The sequence below is a fragment of the Actinoplanes sp. URMC 104 genome (genome assembly GCF_051386375.1).
Taxonomy (GTDB): Bacteria; Actinomycetota; Actinomycetes; order Mycobacteriales; family Micromonosporaceae; genus Actinoplanes.
The window spans coordinates 1494641-1513587 of sequence record NZ_JBPQTO010000011.1 but is presented as its reverse complement, the minus strand read 5'-3'; the positions used below and the strand labels follow the sequence as shown (position 1 = coordinate 1513587).

Annotated in this window: 17 protein-coding genes; 11 read left to right on the top strand and 6 right to left on the bottom strand. The window is 71.3% G+C overall.

Annotated features, from left to right (window positions below; all coding sequences use genetic code 11):
• Window positions 1-36 precede the first annotated feature (36 nt).
• Window positions 37-1392: an endo-1,4-beta-xylanase gene (locus ACSNN8_RS32740; protein ID WP_436655486.1), complete on the bottom strand. Its 1356-nt coding sequence runs from the start codon at window positions 1390-1392 to the stop codon at window positions 37-39.
• A gap of 612 nt (window positions 1393-2004) precedes the next feature.
• Here ACSNN8_RS32740 and ACSNN8_RS32735 point away from each other — a divergent pair.
• Window positions 2005-3240: a cellulose binding domain-containing protein gene (locus tag ACSNN8_RS32735; protein WP_436653843.1), complete on the top strand. Its 1236-nt coding sequence runs from the start codon at window positions 2005-2007 to the stop codon at window positions 3238-3240.
• 66 nt (window positions 3241-3306) lie between these two features.
• The gene (locus ACSNN8_RS32730; RefSeq protein WP_436646273.1) at window positions 3307-4284 is read left to right on the top strand and encodes an IS481 family transposase; all 978 of its coding nucleotides are present in this window, start codon (window positions 3307-3309) and stop codon (window positions 4282-4284) included.
• 298 nt (window positions 4285-4582) lie between these two features.
• Here ACSNN8_RS32730 and ACSNN8_RS32725 read toward each other — a convergent pair whose 3' ends face one another.
• The 5 genes from ACSNN8_RS32725 to ACSNN8_RS32705 all read right to left on the bottom strand — a co-directional run bounded on the left by ACSNN8_RS32725 (window position 4583) and on the right by ACSNN8_RS32705 (window position 8733).
• Entirely contained in the window at window positions 4583-6154 is a 1572-nt protein-coding gene (locus tag ACSNN8_RS32725; protein ID WP_436653842.1) for a nucleobase:cation symporter-2 family protein, read from the bottom strand.
• On the bottom strand, window positions 6154-7026 hold the full coding sequence (gene pucL, locus ACSNN8_RS32720; RefSeq protein ID WP_436653841.1) for a factor-independent urate hydroxylase: 873 nt from the start codon (window positions 7024-7026) through the stop codon (window positions 6154-6156). Before pucL ends, ACSNN8_RS32725 begins: the two co-directional genes overlap by 1 nt.
• 4 nt (window positions 7027-7030) lie before the next feature.
• Window positions 7031-7363 (bottom strand): hydroxyisourate hydrolase, encoded by a 333-nt coding sequence (gene uraH, locus ACSNN8_RS32715; RefSeq protein ID WP_436653840.1) that lies wholly within the window; start codon window positions 7361-7363, stop codon window positions 7031-7033.
• Complete coding sequence (uraD, locus tag ACSNN8_RS32710; RefSeq protein WP_436653839.1) at window positions 7360-7866, bottom strand: 2-oxo-4-hydroxy-4-carboxy-5-ureidoimidazoline decarboxylase; 507 nt, start codon at window positions 7864-7866, stop codon at window positions 7360-7362. The genes uraH and uraD overlap by 4 nt, the downstream gene beginning before the upstream one ends.
• A 99-nt stretch (window positions 7867-7965) precedes the next feature.
• Window positions 7966-8733, bottom strand: coding sequence for an IclR family transcriptional regulator (locus ACSNN8_RS32705; protein ID WP_436653838.1), 768 nt, complete (start codon window positions 8731-8733; stop codon window positions 7966-7968).
• A 230-nt stretch (window positions 8734-8963) separates the two neighbouring features.
• Between ACSNN8_RS32705 and ACSNN8_RS32700 the strand changes: the two genes are divergently transcribed.
• The 9 genes from ACSNN8_RS32700 to ACSNN8_RS32660 are packed head-to-tail and all read left to right on the top strand — an operon-like array spanning window position 8964 to window position 18855.
• Complete coding sequence (locus tag ACSNN8_RS32700; protein ID WP_436653837.1) at window positions 8964-9788, top strand: hydroxypyruvate isomerase family protein; 825 nt, start codon at window positions 8964-8966, stop codon at window positions 9786-9788.
• The gene (locus ACSNN8_RS32695) at window positions 9785-10666 is read left to right on the top strand and encodes a 2-hydroxy-3-oxopropionate reductase (protein WP_436653836.1); all 882 of its coding nucleotides are present in this window, start codon (window positions 9785-9787) and stop codon (window positions 10664-10666) included. The genes ACSNN8_RS32700 and ACSNN8_RS32695 overlap by 4 nt, the downstream gene beginning before the upstream one ends.
• Window positions 10667-10702: 36 nt before the next feature.
• Complete coding sequence (gene gcl / locus ACSNN8_RS32690; RefSeq protein ID WP_436653835.1) at window positions 10703-12478, top strand: glyoxylate carboligase; 1776 nt, start codon at window positions 10703-10705, stop codon at window positions 12476-12478.
• Window positions 12479-12480: 2 nt separating this feature from the next.
• Window positions 12481-13629: a glycerate kinase gene (locus ACSNN8_RS32685; RefSeq protein ID WP_436653834.1), complete on the top strand. Its 1149-nt coding sequence runs from the start codon at window positions 12481-12483 to the stop codon at window positions 13627-13629.
• Complete coding sequence (locus ACSNN8_RS32680; protein ID WP_436653833.1) at window positions 13626-14024, top strand: allophanate hydrolase-related protein; 399 nt, start codon at window positions 13626-13628, stop codon at window positions 14022-14024. The genes ACSNN8_RS32685 and ACSNN8_RS32680 overlap by 4 nt, the downstream gene beginning before the upstream one ends.
• Window positions 14025-14030: 6 nt before the next feature.
• Window positions 14031-15368 carry an allantoinase AllB gene (gene allB / locus ACSNN8_RS32675; protein ID WP_436653832.1) on the top strand — a complete coding sequence of 446 codons (1338 nt, stop codon included), beginning with the start codon at window positions 14031-14033 and terminating at the stop codon, window positions 15366-15368.
• Entirely contained in the window at window positions 15365-16540 is a 1176-nt protein-coding gene (gene alc / locus ACSNN8_RS32670; protein WP_436653831.1) for an allantoicase, read from the top strand. The genes allB and alc overlap by 4 nt, the downstream gene beginning before the upstream one ends.
• 17 nt (window positions 16541-16557) lie before the next feature.
• On the top strand, window positions 16558-18117 hold the full coding sequence (locus tag ACSNN8_RS32665) for an NCS1 family nucleobase:cation symporter-1 (RefSeq protein ID WP_436653830.1): 1560 nt from the start codon (window positions 16558-16560) through the stop codon (window positions 18115-18117).
• A gap of 21 nt (window positions 18118-18138) precedes the next feature.
• Window positions 18139-18855: an aspartate/glutamate racemase family protein gene (locus ACSNN8_RS32660; RefSeq protein WP_436653829.1), complete on the top strand. Its 717-nt coding sequence runs from the start codon at window positions 18139-18141 to the stop codon at window positions 18853-18855.
• Window positions 18856-18947: the final 92 nt, after the last annotated feature.

Sequence of the window (18947 nt, the reverse complement as noted above, 5' to 3'; positions counted from 1 at the left end):
GGCGCGGCGGCCGCAGCCGCCGCGCCGCTCGAGGGGTCAGCTCAGGCTGAACCGCTGGTTGGCCTGCCCGTTGCAGTCGTAGATCTGCACCTGCTGGCCGTTGCCGGTGCCCCACACGTCCAGGCAGCGTCCGGACTGGACACCGGTGATGGTGCCGTTGCTGTTGACGTTCCACTGCTGGTTGGCCTGCCCGTTGCAGCTGTAGATCTGCACGGCCGAGCCGTTGCCCGAGCCGGCCGCGTCCAGGCACCGCGAGCCGTAAACGGTCAGCTGCCGGCTCGAGGTGAGCGTCCACGACTGGTTGCTCTGCCCGTTGCAGTCGTACAGCTGCACCCGCGTGCCGTTGCTCTGCGACGCGTTGGGCACGTCGATGCACCGGCCCGACTGGGCGCCGACGATCCGCTGCCCGGTGCCCGAGGGCGGCGGGGTGGTGGTCGGCGGGGGAGTCGTGGGACCGCCGCCGCCGGCGGAGTTGAGGGTGTTGAGCACCGAGGTGTACGCGGCCTTCTTGTTGCCGTTGCCGTCGAACAGCAGCGGGTTCTCGCTGGCGCGCCAGGAGTCGCTGTCCCGGACGCCCCACACGGTGATGCCGATGCAGCGCGGCACGTTGAGGCAGGCCTGGGTCAGCCCGGCGTACTGCGAGGTGGACGCGTTGGTGACGTCGACCTCGGTCAGGGCCACGTCGACGCCGAGGGCGGCGAAGCTCGACAGCGTGGTCTGGAAGTTGCCGGGCAGGGAGCTGCCGCCGGTGAAGTGGGTCTGCAGGCCGACGCAGTCGATCGGCACGCCGCGGGACTTGAAGTCCCGGATCATGTTGTAGACGCCCTGCGTCTTGCCGTAGGACCAGTTCTCGATGTTGTAGTCGTTGTAGCAGAGCTTGACGGACGGGTCGGCGTTGCGCGCGGTGCGGAAGGCCACCTCGATCCAGTCGTTGCCGGTGCCCTGCAGGTTGGACGAGCGCCGGCTGCCGTCCTCGTTGAACGCCTCGTTCACCACGTCCCACGCGGCGAGCTTGCCCTTGTAGTGGGCCATCACGCCGTTGATGTGGTCGATCATCGCCTGGCGCAGGCTGCTGCCGCTGAGGCTCTGCATCCAGCCCGGCTGCTGGGCGTGCCAGGCGAGGGTGTGGCCGCGCACCTTGAGGCCGCGCTGGGTCGCCCAGTTGTAGATCTGATCGCCCGCGCTAAAAGTGAACTGGCCGCGGTTGGGTTCCGTGGCGTCCGGCTTCATCTCGTTCTCGGCCGTGATCATGTTGAACTCACGCGCGGCGATGGTGGAGTACGTCGAGTTGCTCAGCCGGCTCGCGGCGATCGCCGTTCCGAAGTACCGGCCGGACTGCGCGGCGGCGGCGCCGAGCGTGCTCTCGGCGGCGTTCGCCTGCGGCATCACCATGACCACGCCCGCCGCCGTGAGCGCGGCGACCGCGCCACTGATCAGCAGCCGGGCCCGTGTCGGCCGGCGGCCGGGGGAATGGACTTCCACGACGGTCTCCCTTCTCCATTCCTCGCCCGGTCACCGGCGGCATCCACGCAGCCTCCGGCGGACGCCGGGCACGCGAAAGAAAGGGGGGACCGCCCGGGCCGGGCCGAGGAACGATCAGCTTCGATTGGGAGACATGCTGGCACGGTTAACGCTGCCGTAACAACAGCTTCCGGAAACTTTCCGGAAGCGGGGCGGCGAGGATGAAGCTTCCAAGATGGCTTGAGCTGCGGAAACCATACGAGCGGACGAGGCGGTGTTGCCCGGCGGAAGCGGGAACCCTCAACCTCCGGCGCCGGAGTTCCGAAACTTACGGCTCGTCGGGCAAAAGTTAGTGACCTTTCGGAGTGTGCGGGAAAAGGCCGTCCGAAAACTGTTACGCGGTTCCGGTGTGCCAAGTCGTGTGGTGCGCGGGCGATCCTCGGAAAGGCAAGACATTCAACTCCTTGAAAGTGTGGGAGCGCTCCCGTAGCCTTTTCGCATCGTGCCGTTAACGTTCACTTGCCAAGGTGACGGAGGAACGTGATGTCGATCCGGAAACTGGCTCTGGCGGCGGCGGCCGCCTTGCTGGCCACGGCCGGGGCGTTCGTCGTGGTGACCGGGGGCCCCGCCGGCGCGGCGGTCACCGCCGGGTGCGGGAAGGCGCCGACGCTGGCCGGCGGCACCCGCACCATCTCCAGCGGGGGCCAGAGCCGCACGTACATCCTGCGCGTCCCGGACAACTACGACCGCACCAAGCCGTACAAGCTGATCTTCGCGTTCCACTGGCTCAACGGAACCGCCGGCAACGTGGCGAGCGGCGGCTACTACGGGCTGCAGGGGCTGTCGGGCAACTCGGCGATCCTGGTGGCGCCGCAGGGCATCGACAACGGCTGGGCCAACACCGGCAACCGCGACCTCACCCTGGTCGACGACCTGACCTCGCTGATCCAGGGCGACCTGTGCGTCGACACCAGCCAGGTGTTCGCGCTCGGGTGGAGCTACGGCGGCTCGATGAGCTACGCCGTCGCGTGCGCCCGGCCGGCCGTCTTCCGCGCGGTCGCGGTGATCTCCGGGGCGAACCTCAGCGGGTGCAGTCCCGGCACACAACCGGTCGCGTACCTCGGCATCCACGGCACCCACGACAGCGTGCTGGACATCTCGCTGGGTCGCTCGATCCGGGACACCTTCGTGCGCAACAACGGGTGCACGCCGCAGAACCCGCCCGAGCCGGCCCGGAGCAGCCTGACCCACATCGTCACCGCGTACACGGGATGCCGCGCCGGCTATCCGGTGGCGTGGGCCGCCTTCGACGGCGACCACACCCCGGAGCCGGTGGACGGTTCCACGTCCACCAGCGGCGCCCGGACGTGGGTGGGCGGCGAGATCTGGAAGTTCTTCTCGCAATTGCCGAGCACGACGCCGCCGACTTCGACGCCGCCCTCGTCACCGCCGCCGTCCTCGACACCCCCTCCCGGGCCGGCCGCCTGCTCCGCCACCTACCGGATCACGGGCCAGTGGCAGGGCGGATTCCAGGCCGAGGTGACCGTGACGGCCGGATCCTCGCCGCTGACCGGATGGCGGGTCGGCTGGACCTTCGCCGACGGCCAGGCCGTCACCCAGATCTGGGGTGGCCGCAACACCGCCACCGGCGGCACACAGTCGGTGGTGAACGAGAGCTACAACGGCGCCCTCGCCGCCGGGGCGTCGGCCACGTTCGGCTTCCTCGGCAGCTGGAACCGCGCGAACAGCGTGCCCTCCACCACCTGCACGGCGGCCTAGGTCTAAAACTGCCAGAGGTTGTTAACACTTCGGGTCTCCGATCGTTGGAGACTTATGCCCCCGTCGATGGACCAGAAGCTGGACCGTCAGGCACAGCATCGCCTGGCGGTTCTGCGGCACGTTGAAGAAGTCACCGGCAACGTCGCCCGCACCTGCCGCTACTACGGCATCAGCCGGCCGACCTACTACAAATGGCTGCGCCGCTACCAGGACGAAGGCCTCACCGGCCTGCGCGATCGCTCGAGCGCCCCGCACCACTGCCCGACCGCGACGCATGCCGACATCGTCAACAAGATCGTCTACCTGCGGCAGAACTATCACTTCGGCCCGGTGAAGATCCAGATGTATCTCAAGCGATACCACGACATCACGATCACCAGCTCGGCGATCTACAACATCCTGGTCCGCCTCGGCCTCAACCGGCTGCCCGCCTCGCAGCGCTACACCAGCCGCGAGAAACGCTGGAAACGTTACGAGAAACCACTTCCCGGCAACCGGCTCCAGATCGACGTCAAGTTCATCGAGCCGATCGGCCTGCCCGCCGACCCCACGACCGGCACAGCGCCGGTATCAGGCCGGCTACCCAAGCAACGCCGCCGTGCCAGGTACTACCAGTTCACCGCGATCGACGACTGCACCCGGCTGCGCGTGCTGCGCATCTACCCGCGATGCGATCAGAAGACCGCCATCCAGTTCCTCGACTACGTCCTGCAACGCCTGCCGTTTCGGGTGGAGGTCATCCAGACCGACAACGGTGCCGAGTTCCAGACCCAGTTCCACTGGCACGTGCTCGACCAAGGCATCGCCCACACCTACATCAAACCCGCATCGCCGCACCTCAACGGCAAGGTCGAACGATCCCACCGCATCGACGCCGAAGAGTTCTACCGCATGCTCGAAGGCGTCGTCATCGACGACACCGGCGTCTTCAACGACAAGCTGCGCGAATGGGAGGATTACTACAACTACCACCGCCCACACGGCGCCCTGGACGGCCAGACACCCTACGAACGACTTAAGCAAAAGAGTCAGACCCAGGTGTAAACCGACTTCAACAGTTGCACACCTAGGTCTCCGTCCGGAAGGCCAGGCAGGCGGCGGGTCGTCCGAGGCGGTGCGGTAGCTGTAGCCGATGACGCGCTGCCATGCTCGGGCGCCGTCGGCCTTCGCTGCCCCGAGTTCGTCCTCGGGGATGTGCTGCGGCAGGCGACCCGCCGCGGTGGGGATGTGCTGCGGCCGGCGGGCCCGATCGTCGATGGCCGGGCTGGAACCTGAGCCGGCTACGCCACGGCGTCCGCACCCCGACCGGGCGTGCTGCACCGGCGGCACGCCCGACGTCGGGTCAGTCGGTGCGGGGCGGGGAATCGCGCCGGGTGCGGTCCGCCGGCCGGTCGGCGTCGAGGACGTCCTCGGGTGTGCGGTCGTCGCGGGTGTGGCGGACGTCGTACTCCCGCGCGATCACCGACCCCTGGTCGTCGCTGTCGATGCCGCCGGGGACGTCGTAGTCGGGGGTGACCCCCACCGTGGGGGACTCGGCCAGGATGGCCGCCTCCCGGTGGCTGGTCCGGCCGACGTTGAACAGGATGTTGAGCAGCACCGCGGTCACCGCGGCGGAGCTGATGCCGGAGTCGAAGATGGTCTGGAACCACTTCGGGAAGTGCTCGTAGAAGGTCGGCACGGCGATGGGGATCACGCCCATGCCGATCGACACCGCGACGATGACGAGGTTGTTGTTGCGTTCGTAGTTGACCCGGCTCAGGGCCCGGATGCCGCTGGCGGCGACGGTGCCGAACAGGGCGAGCCCGACGCCGCCGAGGACGGGCAGCGGGATCGCCGCGACGACCGCCCCCAGCTTCGGGACCAGGCCCAGCAGGAACAGGATCACGCCGCCGGCGGCCACGACGAAGCGGCTGCGGATGCCGGTGATGGCGACGAGCCCGACGTTCTGCGCGAAGGCGCTGGCCGAGAACGAGTTGAGCAGGCCGCCGGAGACGGCGGTCGCGAGGGTGTCGGCGCGCAGGCCCGCGACGACCGTCCGGCCGTCGGCCGGCTTGTCGACGACCTCGCTGATGGCCAGGATGTCGGCCGTCGTCTCGGTCATGATCACCAGCATCACGATGGTCATGGAGATGACGGCGGCCACCTCGAAGGTGGGCGCCCCGAAGTGGAACGGGGTGGAGAACGCGAACCACTGCGCCTCGCCGATCCGGCTGAAGTCCGTGCGGCCGAGCGGCCAGGCGATGAGCGTTCCCACGACCAGGCCCAGCAGGATCGCGATCCGGCTGAAGAAGCCGGGCAGCACGCGGTAGATCAGCAGGACGATCAGCAGCGTCAGCCCGGCGAGGCCGATGTTCGCGGCGCTGCCGAAGTCCGGGGTCACGCCGGGGGTGCCGCCGCCGGCCCAGCGGATCGCGACGGGCAGCAGCGAGATGCCGATGACGGTGATCACGGTGCCGGTGACCACCGGCGGGAAGAAGTGCAGCAGCCGGTTGAACACGCCGGACAGCAGGAACCCGACCACGCCGGCGACCAGCACCGCGCCGAAGATGGCCTGCAGCCCCGGCCGTCCGCCGCCGGCCGCGCCGCCGATCGCCAGCATCGACGCCACGGCGGCGAACGACGTGCCCTGGACCAGCGGCAGGCGCGAGCCGATCCGCCAGATGCCCAGGGTCTGCAGCAGGGTTGCCAGCCCGGACACCAGCAGGGCCGCGGTGAGCAGGTAGGCCAGGTCGGCGAACGGCAGCCGCAGCGCGCTGCCGATGATCAGCGGCACCGCGATCACGCCGGCGTACATGCTCATCACGTGCTGCAGCCCGTACAGGAAGAGCGACCCGACGGGCATGATCTCGTCGACGGGATGGCGGTCCGCGACCGCGGTGCCCGGCGTTCTCCTGGGGCGGGGAATTCTGGCCATCACCACCCCTGACCGGGGTCGAAGGCCAGGCCGGGGTCGGGGGCGTCGTCGCGGCGGACGGTGAGCTCCTGGAGCCCGTACGGGCGGTCGTCGGCGTGGAAGACCTCGTTGTCGTTCTCGATGCCGAAGCGCGCCAGGTCGTAGACGAAGTGGTGGTTGTTCGGCGCGCTGAAGCGGATCTCGGCGATCTGCGGCTGCTCCTCGAGCACCGCGACGCCCGCCTCGTACAGAGTCTGCTGATGGGCCAGGCTGTAGTGGTTGCCGTACGTGTCCAGCAGCGTCTGCACGGCCGTGTCGTGCGACTTGCCCCAGTCGACGTTCTCGCTCGTGTGCCACCACTGCGCCATCAGCGAGGTCGCCATGATCCGGTCGCGCGCGGGCGCGAGCGTGGTGAACCGGTCGGTGAGGAAGCCGGTGAACTCGGAGTCCGAGGTCTTGAGGATCGACAGGTTCCTGACTCCGGAGACCACCCAGGTCGTCGTCCCGTCGTAGGTCACCGCTGCGGTGCGGACGAAGCGGTTGTCGCGGACGAACGCGTGCGGGTTGTTCAGCCGCGTCCACGGATACATCTCGATCTTGACCCGGGCGTGCGTGATCGGCGCGGCGGTGTCGACGAAGTGCCGGGCGAGCCGGAGGGCGTACGACTCGGGCTGTGCGACGACGTCGTCCTGTTTCGCGAACGCGTACACGGTGTTCTTCTGCGTGTCGGTCGGCAGCACCGGGGCGTTGTCGCCGGTCAGGTGCGGCGCCTCCTGCCCGCCCCAGAGCGCGACGCTGACGTTGTAGTCGACGATCTCGTGCGGGTCGGAGCTCCGGAACACCCGTACGACACGGTTCTCGGCCTTGCCGTACTGGTTGTGGCCCAGCTTCACGGTCTCAGCTCCCTCGGTAGGTGGAGTAGGCGAAGGGGGACAGCAGCAACGGGACGTGGTGGTGGACGGCCGGTTCGGTCACCTCGAACACGATCGCGACCTCGGGATAGAAGCCCCGCACACCGGTGGCGGAGAAGTAGGCGCCGGTGTCGAAGCGCAGCCGGTAGACGCCGGACTCCAGGCCGTCGGGTGCGAGGCCGCGGCACCGGCCGTCGTCGTCGGTCACCCCGGCGCCCACCGGCTCCCAGCCGTCGCCGGCCTGCCGGTGCAGGGTGAGCGGGACACCGGTCGCGGGGCGGCCGCTGCCGGCGTCCAGGACGTGCGTCGACAGGGTCATGGCGCCAGCAACCTCTCGAGGCGGGCACGGGTGATCTGGGCGAGCTGTTCGGTGACCTCCGCGCGCTCGCTGCGGACGTCGTTGCCGAGCCGCCGGTGCAGCTCGGCCAGCATCTCGCCGGCGCTGCGCCCGGCCGCCCGGATCAGGAAGACGTGCCCGAACTGCCGCTCGTACGCGACGTTGCCCTCGCGCAGCGCGGCCTGCGTGCCGGAGCCGGACCCGCCGACGGCGGCCTGCTCCCGGCGCGACCACTGCGCTTCCACGCTGTCGCCGGCCGGGCTGTCGCCGATGCGCGGGTGCGCCTCGAGCGCGCGGCTGACCTCGCTCCAGTCGAGCGAGCGGGCCACCCTCTCCGCCGTGTCCAGCAGGGCGGCCACGGAGGCGTACGGGCGGTGCTCGAGCATCTCACCGATCCAGCGCGGTGAGGCGTTGCACGCCGCCAACCGCTGCGCGGCCTGCTCTTCGGGCACGTCGTTCAGGACGACGGGATCGGTTCGGGACATGGGCCGGACCTCGGGGGTTTCGCACGGCACCAGGAAGAACTATTCCGATATCCGGTACGGTAGGGCGGCCGTCGAGCGCCCGTCAAGGGCGGGCCCGGGCTACAGGTCGGGGCCGCCCGCCCGCTCGGCGGCGAACCGCTCGGCCAGCCGCGTGGCACCCTCGCGCAGGGCGGCGGCGGCCTTGCGGACCACCTCGGGCGTCAGCCGGGGAGCCGGCGCGGAGAAGGAGATCGCCGTCAGGCTGGGCGCCGCCGGGACGGGAACCGCGACGCAGGCCACCCCGACCTCCTGCTCGCCGTTGTCGAGGGTGTACCCCAGCGCCCGCGCGCCGCTGAGCTCCTGCAGCAGGTCGGACGGGTCCGTGATCGTCTGGTCGGTGATCCTCGGCATGCCGGCGAACCGCAGCAGCCGTCCGGCCTCCGCCTCGGGCAACTGCGTCAGCAGCGCCTTGCCGACGCCCGTGGAGTGCAGCGGCACCCGATGGCCCACCTCGGTGAACATCCGCATCGTGTGGCGCCCCGCGACGTGCGCGACGTAGAGCGCGTGCGCACCGTCCAGGATGGCCATGTTCGCCGACTCGCCGATCTGGTCGACCAGCTCGGCCAGCAGCGGGTTGGCCCACGTGCCGAACTGGCGGGCGGCCGCGTCGCCGAGCCGGATCAGCGCGGGCGCCAGCGCGTACCGGCGCGACGCCTCCTGACGGACGTAGCCGAGCGCGACCAAGGTGCGGACCAGGCGGTGCACCGAGGGGGCCGGCCGCCCGGTCGCGGCCGTGATCTCGGACAGCGACAGCTCCCGGCCGCTTCCGGTCAGCAGTTCGAGGACCTCGAAGGCGCGCTCCACCGACTGCAGGCCGCCCTCGCTCATCGGCCCTCCGGACGGTCTCGCCATGCCCGCGCCCCACTCCTCTTCCGTATCTCGAATCTAGCATTCCACCACTGGGCGGAAAGGAGCCTGGATGGGCGAGCTGACCGGCCCGAGGGTGAGATAACGAGGTCGAGCGCGCGCCGTCCACACCGTTGACCCGTGAGCAACCCCGACTTACGCTCGACGCACCGGAAAAGTAATTTCGCTCAGCGAAATGCAGGAGGCCCGCGGTGGCAAATCCCCGGTTCGAGGTCAACCTGTCCATCCTGTTCACGGAGCTGCCGTTGCTGGAGCGCCCGGCGGCGGCACGGGAGGCGGGTTTCGACGCGGTCGAGTTCTGGTGGCCCTGGCCGGCCGCAGTGCCGTCCGACGCCGAGCTCGACCGGTTCGCCGCCGCCGTCACCGACGCGGGCGTCCGTCTGGTCGGGCTGAACTTCTTCGCCGGCGACATGGCCGGTGGCGATCGCGGGCTGGTCAGCTGGCCGGCGCGCAGCAGCGAGTTCCGCGACAACATCGACGTGACCGTCGGGCTCGGGGAGCGGCTCGGGTGCCGGGCGTTCAACGCGCTCTACGGCAACCGGACCGACGACAGCACCCCGCAGGAGCAGGACGAGCTGGGCGCGGAGAACCTGGCGCTGGCAGCCGGGGCGGCCGGGCGGATCGGCGGCACGGTGCTGGTGGAGCCGGTCAGCGGCGCCCCGCGGTACCCGTTGCTGACCGCCGGTGACGCCCTCGGCGCGATCGACCGGGCCGGCGTGGACCACCTCGCCCTGCTGCTGGACGTCTATCACCTGGCGGTCAACGGCGACGACGTCGACGCCGCGATCGAGCGGGCGGCGGGCCGGATCGGGCACGTCCAGATCGCCGACGCGCCCGGGCGCCACGAGCCCGGCACCGGCAAGCTCGACCTCGATCGCTACCTCGACCGCATCGCCGCCACCGGCTACGACGGCTGGGTCGGGCTGGAGTACAAGCCGAGCGGGGACAGCGCCGGCTCCTTCGACTGGCTGCCGCGCGAGCGGCGGGCATCCTTCCCCCCGGGTGGTGTGACATGACGAGCGTCGCCTTCATCGGTCTGGGCATCATGGGCGGCCCGATGGCCGGGCACCTGGTCGCGGCCGGCCACGACGTGGCGGGCTACAACCTGAGCCCGGAGCCGATCCAGCGGCTGGTCGCGGCCGGCGGGCGGGGCGCGGAGGACGTCGCCGACGCCGTGCGCGGCGCCGACGTGATCATCACGATGGTGCCGGACTCGCCCGACGTGGAGGCCGTGACCACGGGCGAGGACGGCGTCTTCGCCCATGCCGCCAAGGGCGCGCTCTACATCGACATGAGCTCGATCCGTCCCGACGTGTCGGCGCGGGTCGCCGAGGCCGGGCGCGCGGCCGGGCTGCGGGTGCTGGACGCGCCGGTCAGTGGCGGCGAGGCCGGGGCCGTCGAGGCCAGCCTGTCCATCATGGTGGGCGGTGAGGCCGCGGACTTCGAGGCGGCCCGGCCGCTGCTGGACAAGCTCGGCAAGACGATCGTGCACGTCGGACCGGCCGGTTCGGGGCAGACCGTGAAGGCCGCCAACCAGCTGATCGTCGCGGGCAACATCGAGCTGCTCGCCGAGGCGATCGTGTTCCTCGAGGCGTACGGCGTGGACCTGACCGCCGCGCTGGAGGTGCTCGGCGGGGGGCTGGCCGGCAGCACCGTGCTCAACCGCAAGGGCCGCAGCATGCTCGCCCGCGAGTTCGAGCCCGGCTTCCGGCTCACGCTGCACCACAAGGACCTCGGCATCGTGCAGTCCGCCGCGCGGGAGGCCGGCGTGGCGATCCCGCTCGGCGCGGTGGTCAGCCAGCTCGTCGGCGCGATGGTCGCGCGCGGCGACGGCGGCCTCGACCATTCGGGGCTGCTCAAGCTGGTCGCGGAACTGTCCGGCCGCGCGGACTGACCGCCGGTTGCGACCTCGACGAGGAGGAGGAGCCGCATGCCCCGGATGACTGCGGCCGACGCCGCCGTGGCGATCCTGGCCCGCGAGGGCGTGACCTGCGCCTTCGGTGTGCCCGGCGCGGCGATCAACCCGCTGTACGCCGCCCTGCGGCGCGCGGGCGGCATCGACCACGTGCTCGCGCGGCACGTCGAGGGCGCGTCGCACATGGCCGAGGGGTACACCCGCACGCGGGCCGGCAACATCGGGGTCTGCATCGGCACGTCCGGCCCGGCCGGCACCGACATGGTCACCGGGCTGTACTCGGCGTCGGCCGACTCGATACCGATCCTGTGCATCACCGGCCAGGCGCCGGTCGCCCGGCTGCACAAGGAGGAGTTCCAGGCCGTCGACATCTCGGCGATCGCCGGGCCGGTGACCAAGATGGCCGTCACCGTGCTGGAGGCGGCGCAGGTCCCCGGCACGTTCCAGAAGGCCTTCCACCTGATGCGCTCGGGCCGGCCCGGGCCGGTGCTGATCGACCTGCCGTTCGACGTGCAGATGGCCGAGATCGAGTTCGACGTCGAGACGTACGCCCCGCTGCCGGCGTACCGGCCGGCGGCGACCCGAGAGCAGGCGGCCAAGGCGCTCGACATGTTGCAGGCCGCGGCCACCCCGGTGATCGTCGCCGGTGGCGGCATCATCAACGCCGACGCCTCCGCCCTGCTGGTCGAGCTCGCCGAGATCCTCGGCGTCCCGGTCGTCCCCACGCTGATGGGGTGGGGCGCCATCCCGGACGACCACCGGCTGATGGCGGGCATGGCCGGGCTGCAGACGGCGCACCAGTACGGCAACGCCACCATGCTGGCGTCCGACTTCGTGCTCGGCATCGGCAACCGGTGGGCGAACCGGCACACCGGCGGGCTGGACGTGTACCGCCGCGGCCGCACCTTCGTCCACGTCGACATCGAACCGACCCAGATCGGACGGGTGTTCCCGCCCGACTACGGCATCGTCTCCGACGCCGGGGCCGCGCTCGAGCTGCTCGTCGAGCTCGCCCGGGAGCGGCGCGACGCGGGCCGGCTGCGCGACTACGCCGCCTGGGTGGAGGACTGCGTCAAGCGCAAGCACACGATGCTGCGCCGCACGCACTTCGACGACGTGCCGATCAAGCCGCAGCGGGTGTACGAGGAGATGAACCTCGCGTTCGGCCGCGACACCCGCTACGTGAGCACGATCGGGCTGTCGCAGATCGCCGGCGGCCAGTTCCTGCACGTGTTCAAGCCCCGGCACTGGATCAACGCCGGTCAGGCCGGCCCGCTGGGCTGGACGCTGCCGGCCGCGCTCGGGGTGTGCATGGCCGACCCGGCGGCCACGGTGGTGGCGCTGTCGGGCGACTACGACTTCCAGTTCATGCTCGAGGAGATGGCCGTCGGGGCCCAGTTCCACCTGCCCTACGTGCACGTGGTGGTGAACAACTCGTACCTGGGCCTGATCCGCCAGTCGCAGCGCGGCTTCGACATGGACTACTGCGTCCAGCTGTCGTTCGAGAACATCAACACCCCCGGGCTGGGCGGCTACGGCGTCGACCACGTCAAGGTCGCCGAGGGGCTGGGCTGCAAGGCGCTGCGCGTGGAGCGCCCCGCCGACCTGCAACCCGCGTTCGACCAGGCGAAGAAGCTGATGGCCGAGTTCCGGGTGCCGGTGCTGGTGGAGGTGCTGCTCGAGCGGGTCACCAACATCTCGATGGGCACCGAGCTGGACAACGTCGTCGAGTTCGAGGAGCTCGCGACGCTGGACGAGCACGCCCCGACCGCCATCGCCCTGCTGGACTAGCCATGCACGTCCTGGTGGCGCCGGACAAGTTCAAGGGCTCGCTCACCGCCGGCGAGGTGGCGCGGCGCGTCGCGGACGGCGTCACCGACGAGGTTCCGGGCGCCACCGTGGTGCGGCTGCCCGTCGCCGACGGCGGCGACGGGACGGTCGACGCCGCGCTCGCCGCCGGCCACGAACGGGTGGAGGTGGCTGCGGACGGACCGACCGGATCCCCCGTCGGCACCGCGTTCGCGGTCCGCGACGGGGTGGCCGTCGTCGAGATGGCCGACGTCTCGGGTCTGCGGCTGCTGCCGCCCGACGGCCTCGCGCCGCTGACCGCCACCTCGTACGGCACGGGCCAGGTCGTCCGGGCCGCCATCGAGCGCGGCTGTCACACCGTCGTGCTCGGCATCGGCGGCAGCGCGAGCACCGACGGGGGAGCGGGGCTGCTCCAAGCGCTCGGCGCCCGCCTGCTCGACACCGCCGGGACGGAGCTGCCCCGCGGCGGCGCGGCCCTGGCGGACCTGGACCGGGTCGACCTGAGCGCCGTGCGCCGGGTGGCCGGGCGGACGCGGTTCGTCGTCGCCAGCGATGTCGACAACCCCCTGCTCGGCCCCACCGGGGCGGCCGCCGTCTACGGGCCGCAGAAGGGCGCGGGACCGGACGACGTCGCGGTGCTGGACGCCGCCCTGACCCGGTGGGCCGACGTGGTCGAGGCCGCCGCCGGGCCCGGGCAGCCGCCGTACCGGGACCGGGCCGGCGCCGGCGCGGCCGGCGGCGTGGGCTACGCGGCCCTGGCCGTGCTGGGCGCGGAGCTGCGTCCGGGCATCGAGCTCGTCCTGGACCTGGTGCGCTTCGCCGACCACCTGCCCGGCGCCCGGCTGGTGATCACCGGCGAGGGCTCGCTGGACGAGCAGACGCTCAGCGGCAAGGCGCCCGCCGGGGTGGCCGCGGCAGCTACCGCCGCGGGCGTCCCGGTGGTCGCCGTCGCGGGGCGCGTGGCGCTGCCCCCGGAACGCCTGCGGCAGGCCGGCATCGCCCGGGCGTACGCGCTGACCGACATCGAGCCCGACGTGCAGAGGTGTTTCACTGAGGCCGGCCCGCTGCTGCAGACGCTGGCCCGGACGCTGGCCCGGGACTGGCTCGCCCCCGAGAAGGAGGACCGGACATGACCGCAGGGCAATCGATCATGGTGCCGCTGTTCGTCAACGGCGAAGGAATGAGCGGTGGCAAGGTCCACCACAGCATCGAGGGTCACAAGTTCCTCGGACCGGCCCGCACGGCCGCGCGCTACCGGTTCTTCTCCGTCCGCGACGAGTTCCCCGGGCTGTGGCCGGTGGACGAGGGCGGCGTGAGCACCGTCGGCGAGCTGTACGAGGTGCCGCTCGAGGTGATCCGCGACCGGTTCATGCCGTCCGAGCCGCCGGAGCTGGAGCTGGGCGTGCTCGAGCTGGACGACGGCGGCAGCGCGCTGGTCGTGCTCCTGCGCAAGGAGGTGGTCGAGTCCGGTGCGGGCCTGACCGACATCTCCGACCGCGGCGGCTGGCGCGCCTACCGGGCAGGGTGAGCCGTCATGGCGAGCTATGACCTCGTGATCCGGGGCCGCCGGGTCATCACCAAGGCCGGCGAGGTGCCGCGCTGCGTGGCCGTCCGCGACGGCGTCGTGGTGGCGCTCGAGCCTCTTCAGGCCCGCCTGGAGGGGGAGGAGACCGTCGATCTCGCCGACGACGAGGTGCTGATCCCCGGCCTGGTCGACAGCCACGTGCACGTCAACGAGCCCGGCCGCACCGAGTGGGAGGGCTACGCCACGGCGACCCGGGCGGCGGCCGCGGGCGGCGTGACGACGATCATCGACATGCCGCTCAACAGCATCCCGCCGACCTGCACCGTCGAGGCGCTGGAGGTCAAGCGGAAGGCCGCGGCGGGTCAGTGCCACGTCGACGTGGGCTTCTGGGGCGGCGCGATCCCGGGCAACCTCGGCGACCTGCGGGAGCTGCACGACGCCGGGGTGTTCGGCTTCAAGTGCTTCATGGTGCATTCGGGCGTCGACGAGTTCCCGCCGCTGGACGCCGAGCAGCTCGAGGAGTACCTGGGCGTGCTGCGGTCGTACGGGGCCAAGATGATCGTCCACGCGGAGGACGCGGTGGCGATCGAGCGGGCTCCGGCGGCGCAGGGCCGGCACTACGGCGACTTCCTGGCGTCGCGCCCGCGCGGCGCGGAGAACCTGGCGATCGCGCACCTGATCGAGGCGGCCCGGCACACCGGGGCCTTCGTGCACCTGCTGCACCTGTCCAGCTCCGACGCCATCCCGATGGTGCGCACCGCCCGCCGCGACGGCATCCAGATCACGGTGGAGACGTGCCCGCACTACCTGACCTTCGAGGCACAGGCGATCGCGGACGGCGCCACCCAGTTCAAGTGCTGCCCGCCGATCCGCGAGGCGGACAACCGCGAGGAGCTGTGGCGGGCGCTGGGCCGCGGCGACATCGACTGCATCGTCTCCGACCATTCGCCGTGCACGCCCGATCTCAAGCGGCTGGACCTCGGGGACTTCGGCGCGGCGTGGGGCGGCATCTCGTCGCTGCAGCTCGGGCTGCCGGCCGTCTGGACCGAGGCGCGGCTGCGCGGTTACACCCTCGTCGACGTCGTGCGCTGGATGGCGGAGCGGCCCGCGTACATCGCCCGGCTGCAGCTCAAGGGCCAGATCGACCGCGGCTACCAGGCCGACTTCGCGGTGTTCGCCCCCGACGAGGCGTTCGTCGTCGACCCGAGCCGGCTGCACCACCGCAACCCCGTCACCCCGTACGCGTACCGCCCGCTCGCCGGTGTCGTCCGCAGCACCTGGCTGCGCGGCCGACGCGTGACCGGCGAGGAGCCGCTGGGACAGCTGATCAGCCGAGGAGAGGTATGAGCACGCAGATGGCATTCCCCGACCGGCCCGGCTCCGACGATCCCGAGCCGGAGTTCACCCGCCTGCCCGACCTCGCCTCGCGCCTGCTCGGCAGTGGGGTGGTCTGGGCGAACGACGAGCTGTTCGCCGAGCGCGAGAACCTGATCAAGCCGGAGGAGCCCAGCTACTCCACCTACACGTTCGGCCACAAGGGCCAGGTCTACGACGGGTGGGAGACCCGCCGCCGCCGCGAGCCCGGCCACGACTGGGCGCTGGTGCGGCTCGGGGTGCCCGGGGTGGTGCGCGGCGTGGTCGTCGACACGGCGTTCTTCAAGGGCAACTATCCGCCGGAGATCTCGGTGGAGGGCACCGCGATGGACGGACACCCGTCGCCGGACGAGCTCAACGCCGCCGAGTGGACGCCGCTGGTGCCCCGATCGCCGGCGAAGGGCCACTACCGCAACGCGTACGCGGTGACGGCCGCCGAGCGGATGACCCACGTGCGGCTCAACCAGTACCCCGACGGCGGCGTGGCCCGGCTGCGGGTGCACGGCGACGTCGTGCCCGACCCGCGCTACCTGACCGCCGGCGCCGTCGACCTGGCCGCGCTCGAGAACGGCGGCGCCGTCGTGGGCTGCAGCAACATGTTCTACTCGTCGCCCACCAACCTGATCTCACCGGGCCAGGCACGGGTCATGGGTGAGGGCTGGGAGACCTCGCGGCGGCGCGACGAGGGCAACGACTGGGTCGAGTTCGCGCTGGCCGGGCCGGGTGTCGTCCGGCTGGCCGAGCTCGACACGCGCTACTTCGTCGGCAACGCGCCGGGCTGGGCGAGCCTGCGCGGCCGCCGCGGCGACACCGCGGAGCAGCACGAGATCCTGCCCCGGCAGCGGCTGCAGCCCGACACCCTGCACCGCTTCGTGCTGCCGGACGGGCCGGAGGTCACCCACGTCCGCCTCGACGTCTATCCCGACGGCGGCATGGCCCGCGTCCGGTTGTGGGGCGAGCTGTCCACCGAGGGCCGGCGGAGCCTCGCGCTGCGCTGGTACAACCTGCTGCCGGCCGGCCAGCTGAGCGCGGTGCTGGCCGCCGCCGGCATCACCGACACCGACGCGCAGTCCGCGGTGAAGGCACACCCCGCCGGCGGGTGGGACGACCTTCCGGACGCGCTGAGGAACTCACTCGCCGGCTAGCGAGGAAGGCCGTCGCCATGCGGCACGACAAGCCCGAGCCGTCACATCACCCGCACCTGCCGCACATCGGCGGGGACCATCCGATCCTGCACCAGCCACCGGCCGAGGCGCTGGCGACGCCGGGGATGCCCGCGATCAGCGAGCGGCTCTACAACCAGGACCTGGCTCCGACCAGGCGCGCGGGCCGCCGGTGGGGCGCCTACAACATCTTCACCCTCTGGGCGAACGACGTGCACAGCCTGGGCAACTACGTCTTCGCCGTCGGCCTGTTCGCGCTGGGACTCGGCGCGTGGCAGATCATGCTGTCGTTCCTGCTGGGCGCCGTGCTGCTGTTCCTGCTGCTGAGCCTGTCGGGGTTCATGGGCGAGAAGCTCGGCGTCCCGTTCCCGGTGCTGAGCCGGGTCGCGTTCGGCATCCACGGCGCCCAGATCGCCGCCATCGCCCGCGGCGGGGTGGCCATCGTCTGGTTCGGCATCCAGACCTACCTGGCCAGCGTGGTGCTGCGGGTGCTGCTGATCGCCGTCGCGCCGGGCCTCGCGTCGTGGGACCGCAACTCCTTCCTCGGGCTGTCGACGCTGGGATGGATCGCCTTCGTGGTCCTCTGGGTGCTGCAGGTCATCGTCGTCAGCTACGGCATGGAGATGATCCGCAAGTACGAGGCCTTCGCCGGCCCGGTCATCCTGCTGACGATGCTCGCCCTGGCCGTCTGGCTGGTCGTCGAGTCCGGCGGCTCCATCGCCTTCTCCACGGCCGACAGCCTCAGCGGCGGCGAGATGTGGTGGAACATCGTCGTCGGGGGCGCGCTGTGGATCGCCATCTACGGCACCTTCGTGCTGAACTTCTGCGACTTCACCCGCAACGCCACGTCGCGCACGGCGATCATCAGGGGCAACTTCTTCGGCATCCCGCTCAACATGCTGTTCTTCGGGGCCATCGTGGTGACGCTGGCGGGCGCCCAGTACCGGATCAACGGGGAGGTCATCGAGAGCCCGGCCGACATCGTCCGCACGATCCCCAACACGCTGCTGCTGGTGCTGGCCTGCCTGGCCCTGCTCGTCCTGACGGTCGCCGTGAACCTGATGGCCAACTTCGTCGCGCCGATCTACATGCTGACCAACCTGCTGCCCCGGGTGCTCGACTTCCGCCGCGCCGGGCTGGTCAGCGCGGTCATCGGCCTGGTGATCCTGCCGTGGAACCTCTACAACTCCCCGGCGGTCATCGTCTACTTCCTCGGCGGGCTGGGCGCGATCCTGGGACCGCTCTTCGGCGTGATCATGGCCGACTACTGGATCCTCCGCCGGACCAAGGTCAACGTGCCCGACCTGTTCACCGAGGACCCCGGGGGCGACTACCACTACCGCGGCGGCTTCAACATGCTCGCCGTCGCGGCGCTCGTGCCGGCCGCCGTCATCGCGATCCTCTTCGCGGTCCTGCCGGTCTTCTCCGAGGTCTCCGGCGTCTCCTGGTTCATCGGGGCGGCGCTCGGCGCCCTGTTCTACCTGCCGCTCGGGTCCCGCCGGACGACCGGCCTGCGCGACGTGAGCGGCGAGCCGATCGCCGTGGCCAGCGTCCACTGACCGTCCCGATGGGAGCCCGCCGTGCGCATCCTCGTCGTCAACGTCAACACCACCGAGACCATGACCGCCTCCATCGGGGCCCAGGCCGCCGGCGTGGCCGCGCCCGGCACCGAGATCGTGCCGCTGACGCCGGTCTTCGGCGCCGAGTCGGTGGAGGGCAACTACGAGAGCTACCTCGCCGCGATCGCCGTCATGGAGACCGTCCGTGCCTACCCCGACCCGTACGACGCGGTGGTGCAGGCCGGCTACGGCGAGCACGGCCGCGAGGGGCTGCAGGAATTGCTCGACGTGCCGGTCGTCGACATCACCGAGGCGGCCGCGAGCACGGCGATGTTCCTGGGCCACAAGTACTCCGTGGTCACCACCCTCGACCGGGCCGTGCCGCTGATCGAGGACCGGCTGAAGCTGGCCGGGCTGCTCGACCGGTGCGCCTCCGTGCGCGCGAGCGGCGTGGCCGTGCTCGACCTGGAACACGACCCGCAGGCGGCCGTGGAGGCCATCGCCCGCGAGGCCGCCCGCGCCGTCGAGGACGACCACGCCGAGGTGGTCTGCCTGGGCTGCGGGGGCATGGCCGGGCTGATCGAGCGGGTCGCCGAGCGCACCGGCGCGCCGGTGGTGGACGGCGTGGCCGCGGCGGTCACCATCGCCGAGTCGCTGGTGCGCCTGGGCCTGTCCACCTCCAAGGTCCGGACGTACGCGCCGCCGCGGCCGAAGAGCTTCAAGTCCTGGCCGCCGTGAGGCGAGAGGCCGAAGGACGCCGTGAGGCGAGGGGCCGAAGGGCGCCGTGACCGCAACGCTACTAAGGTGTCACTGTGGGGTGACATCCATCG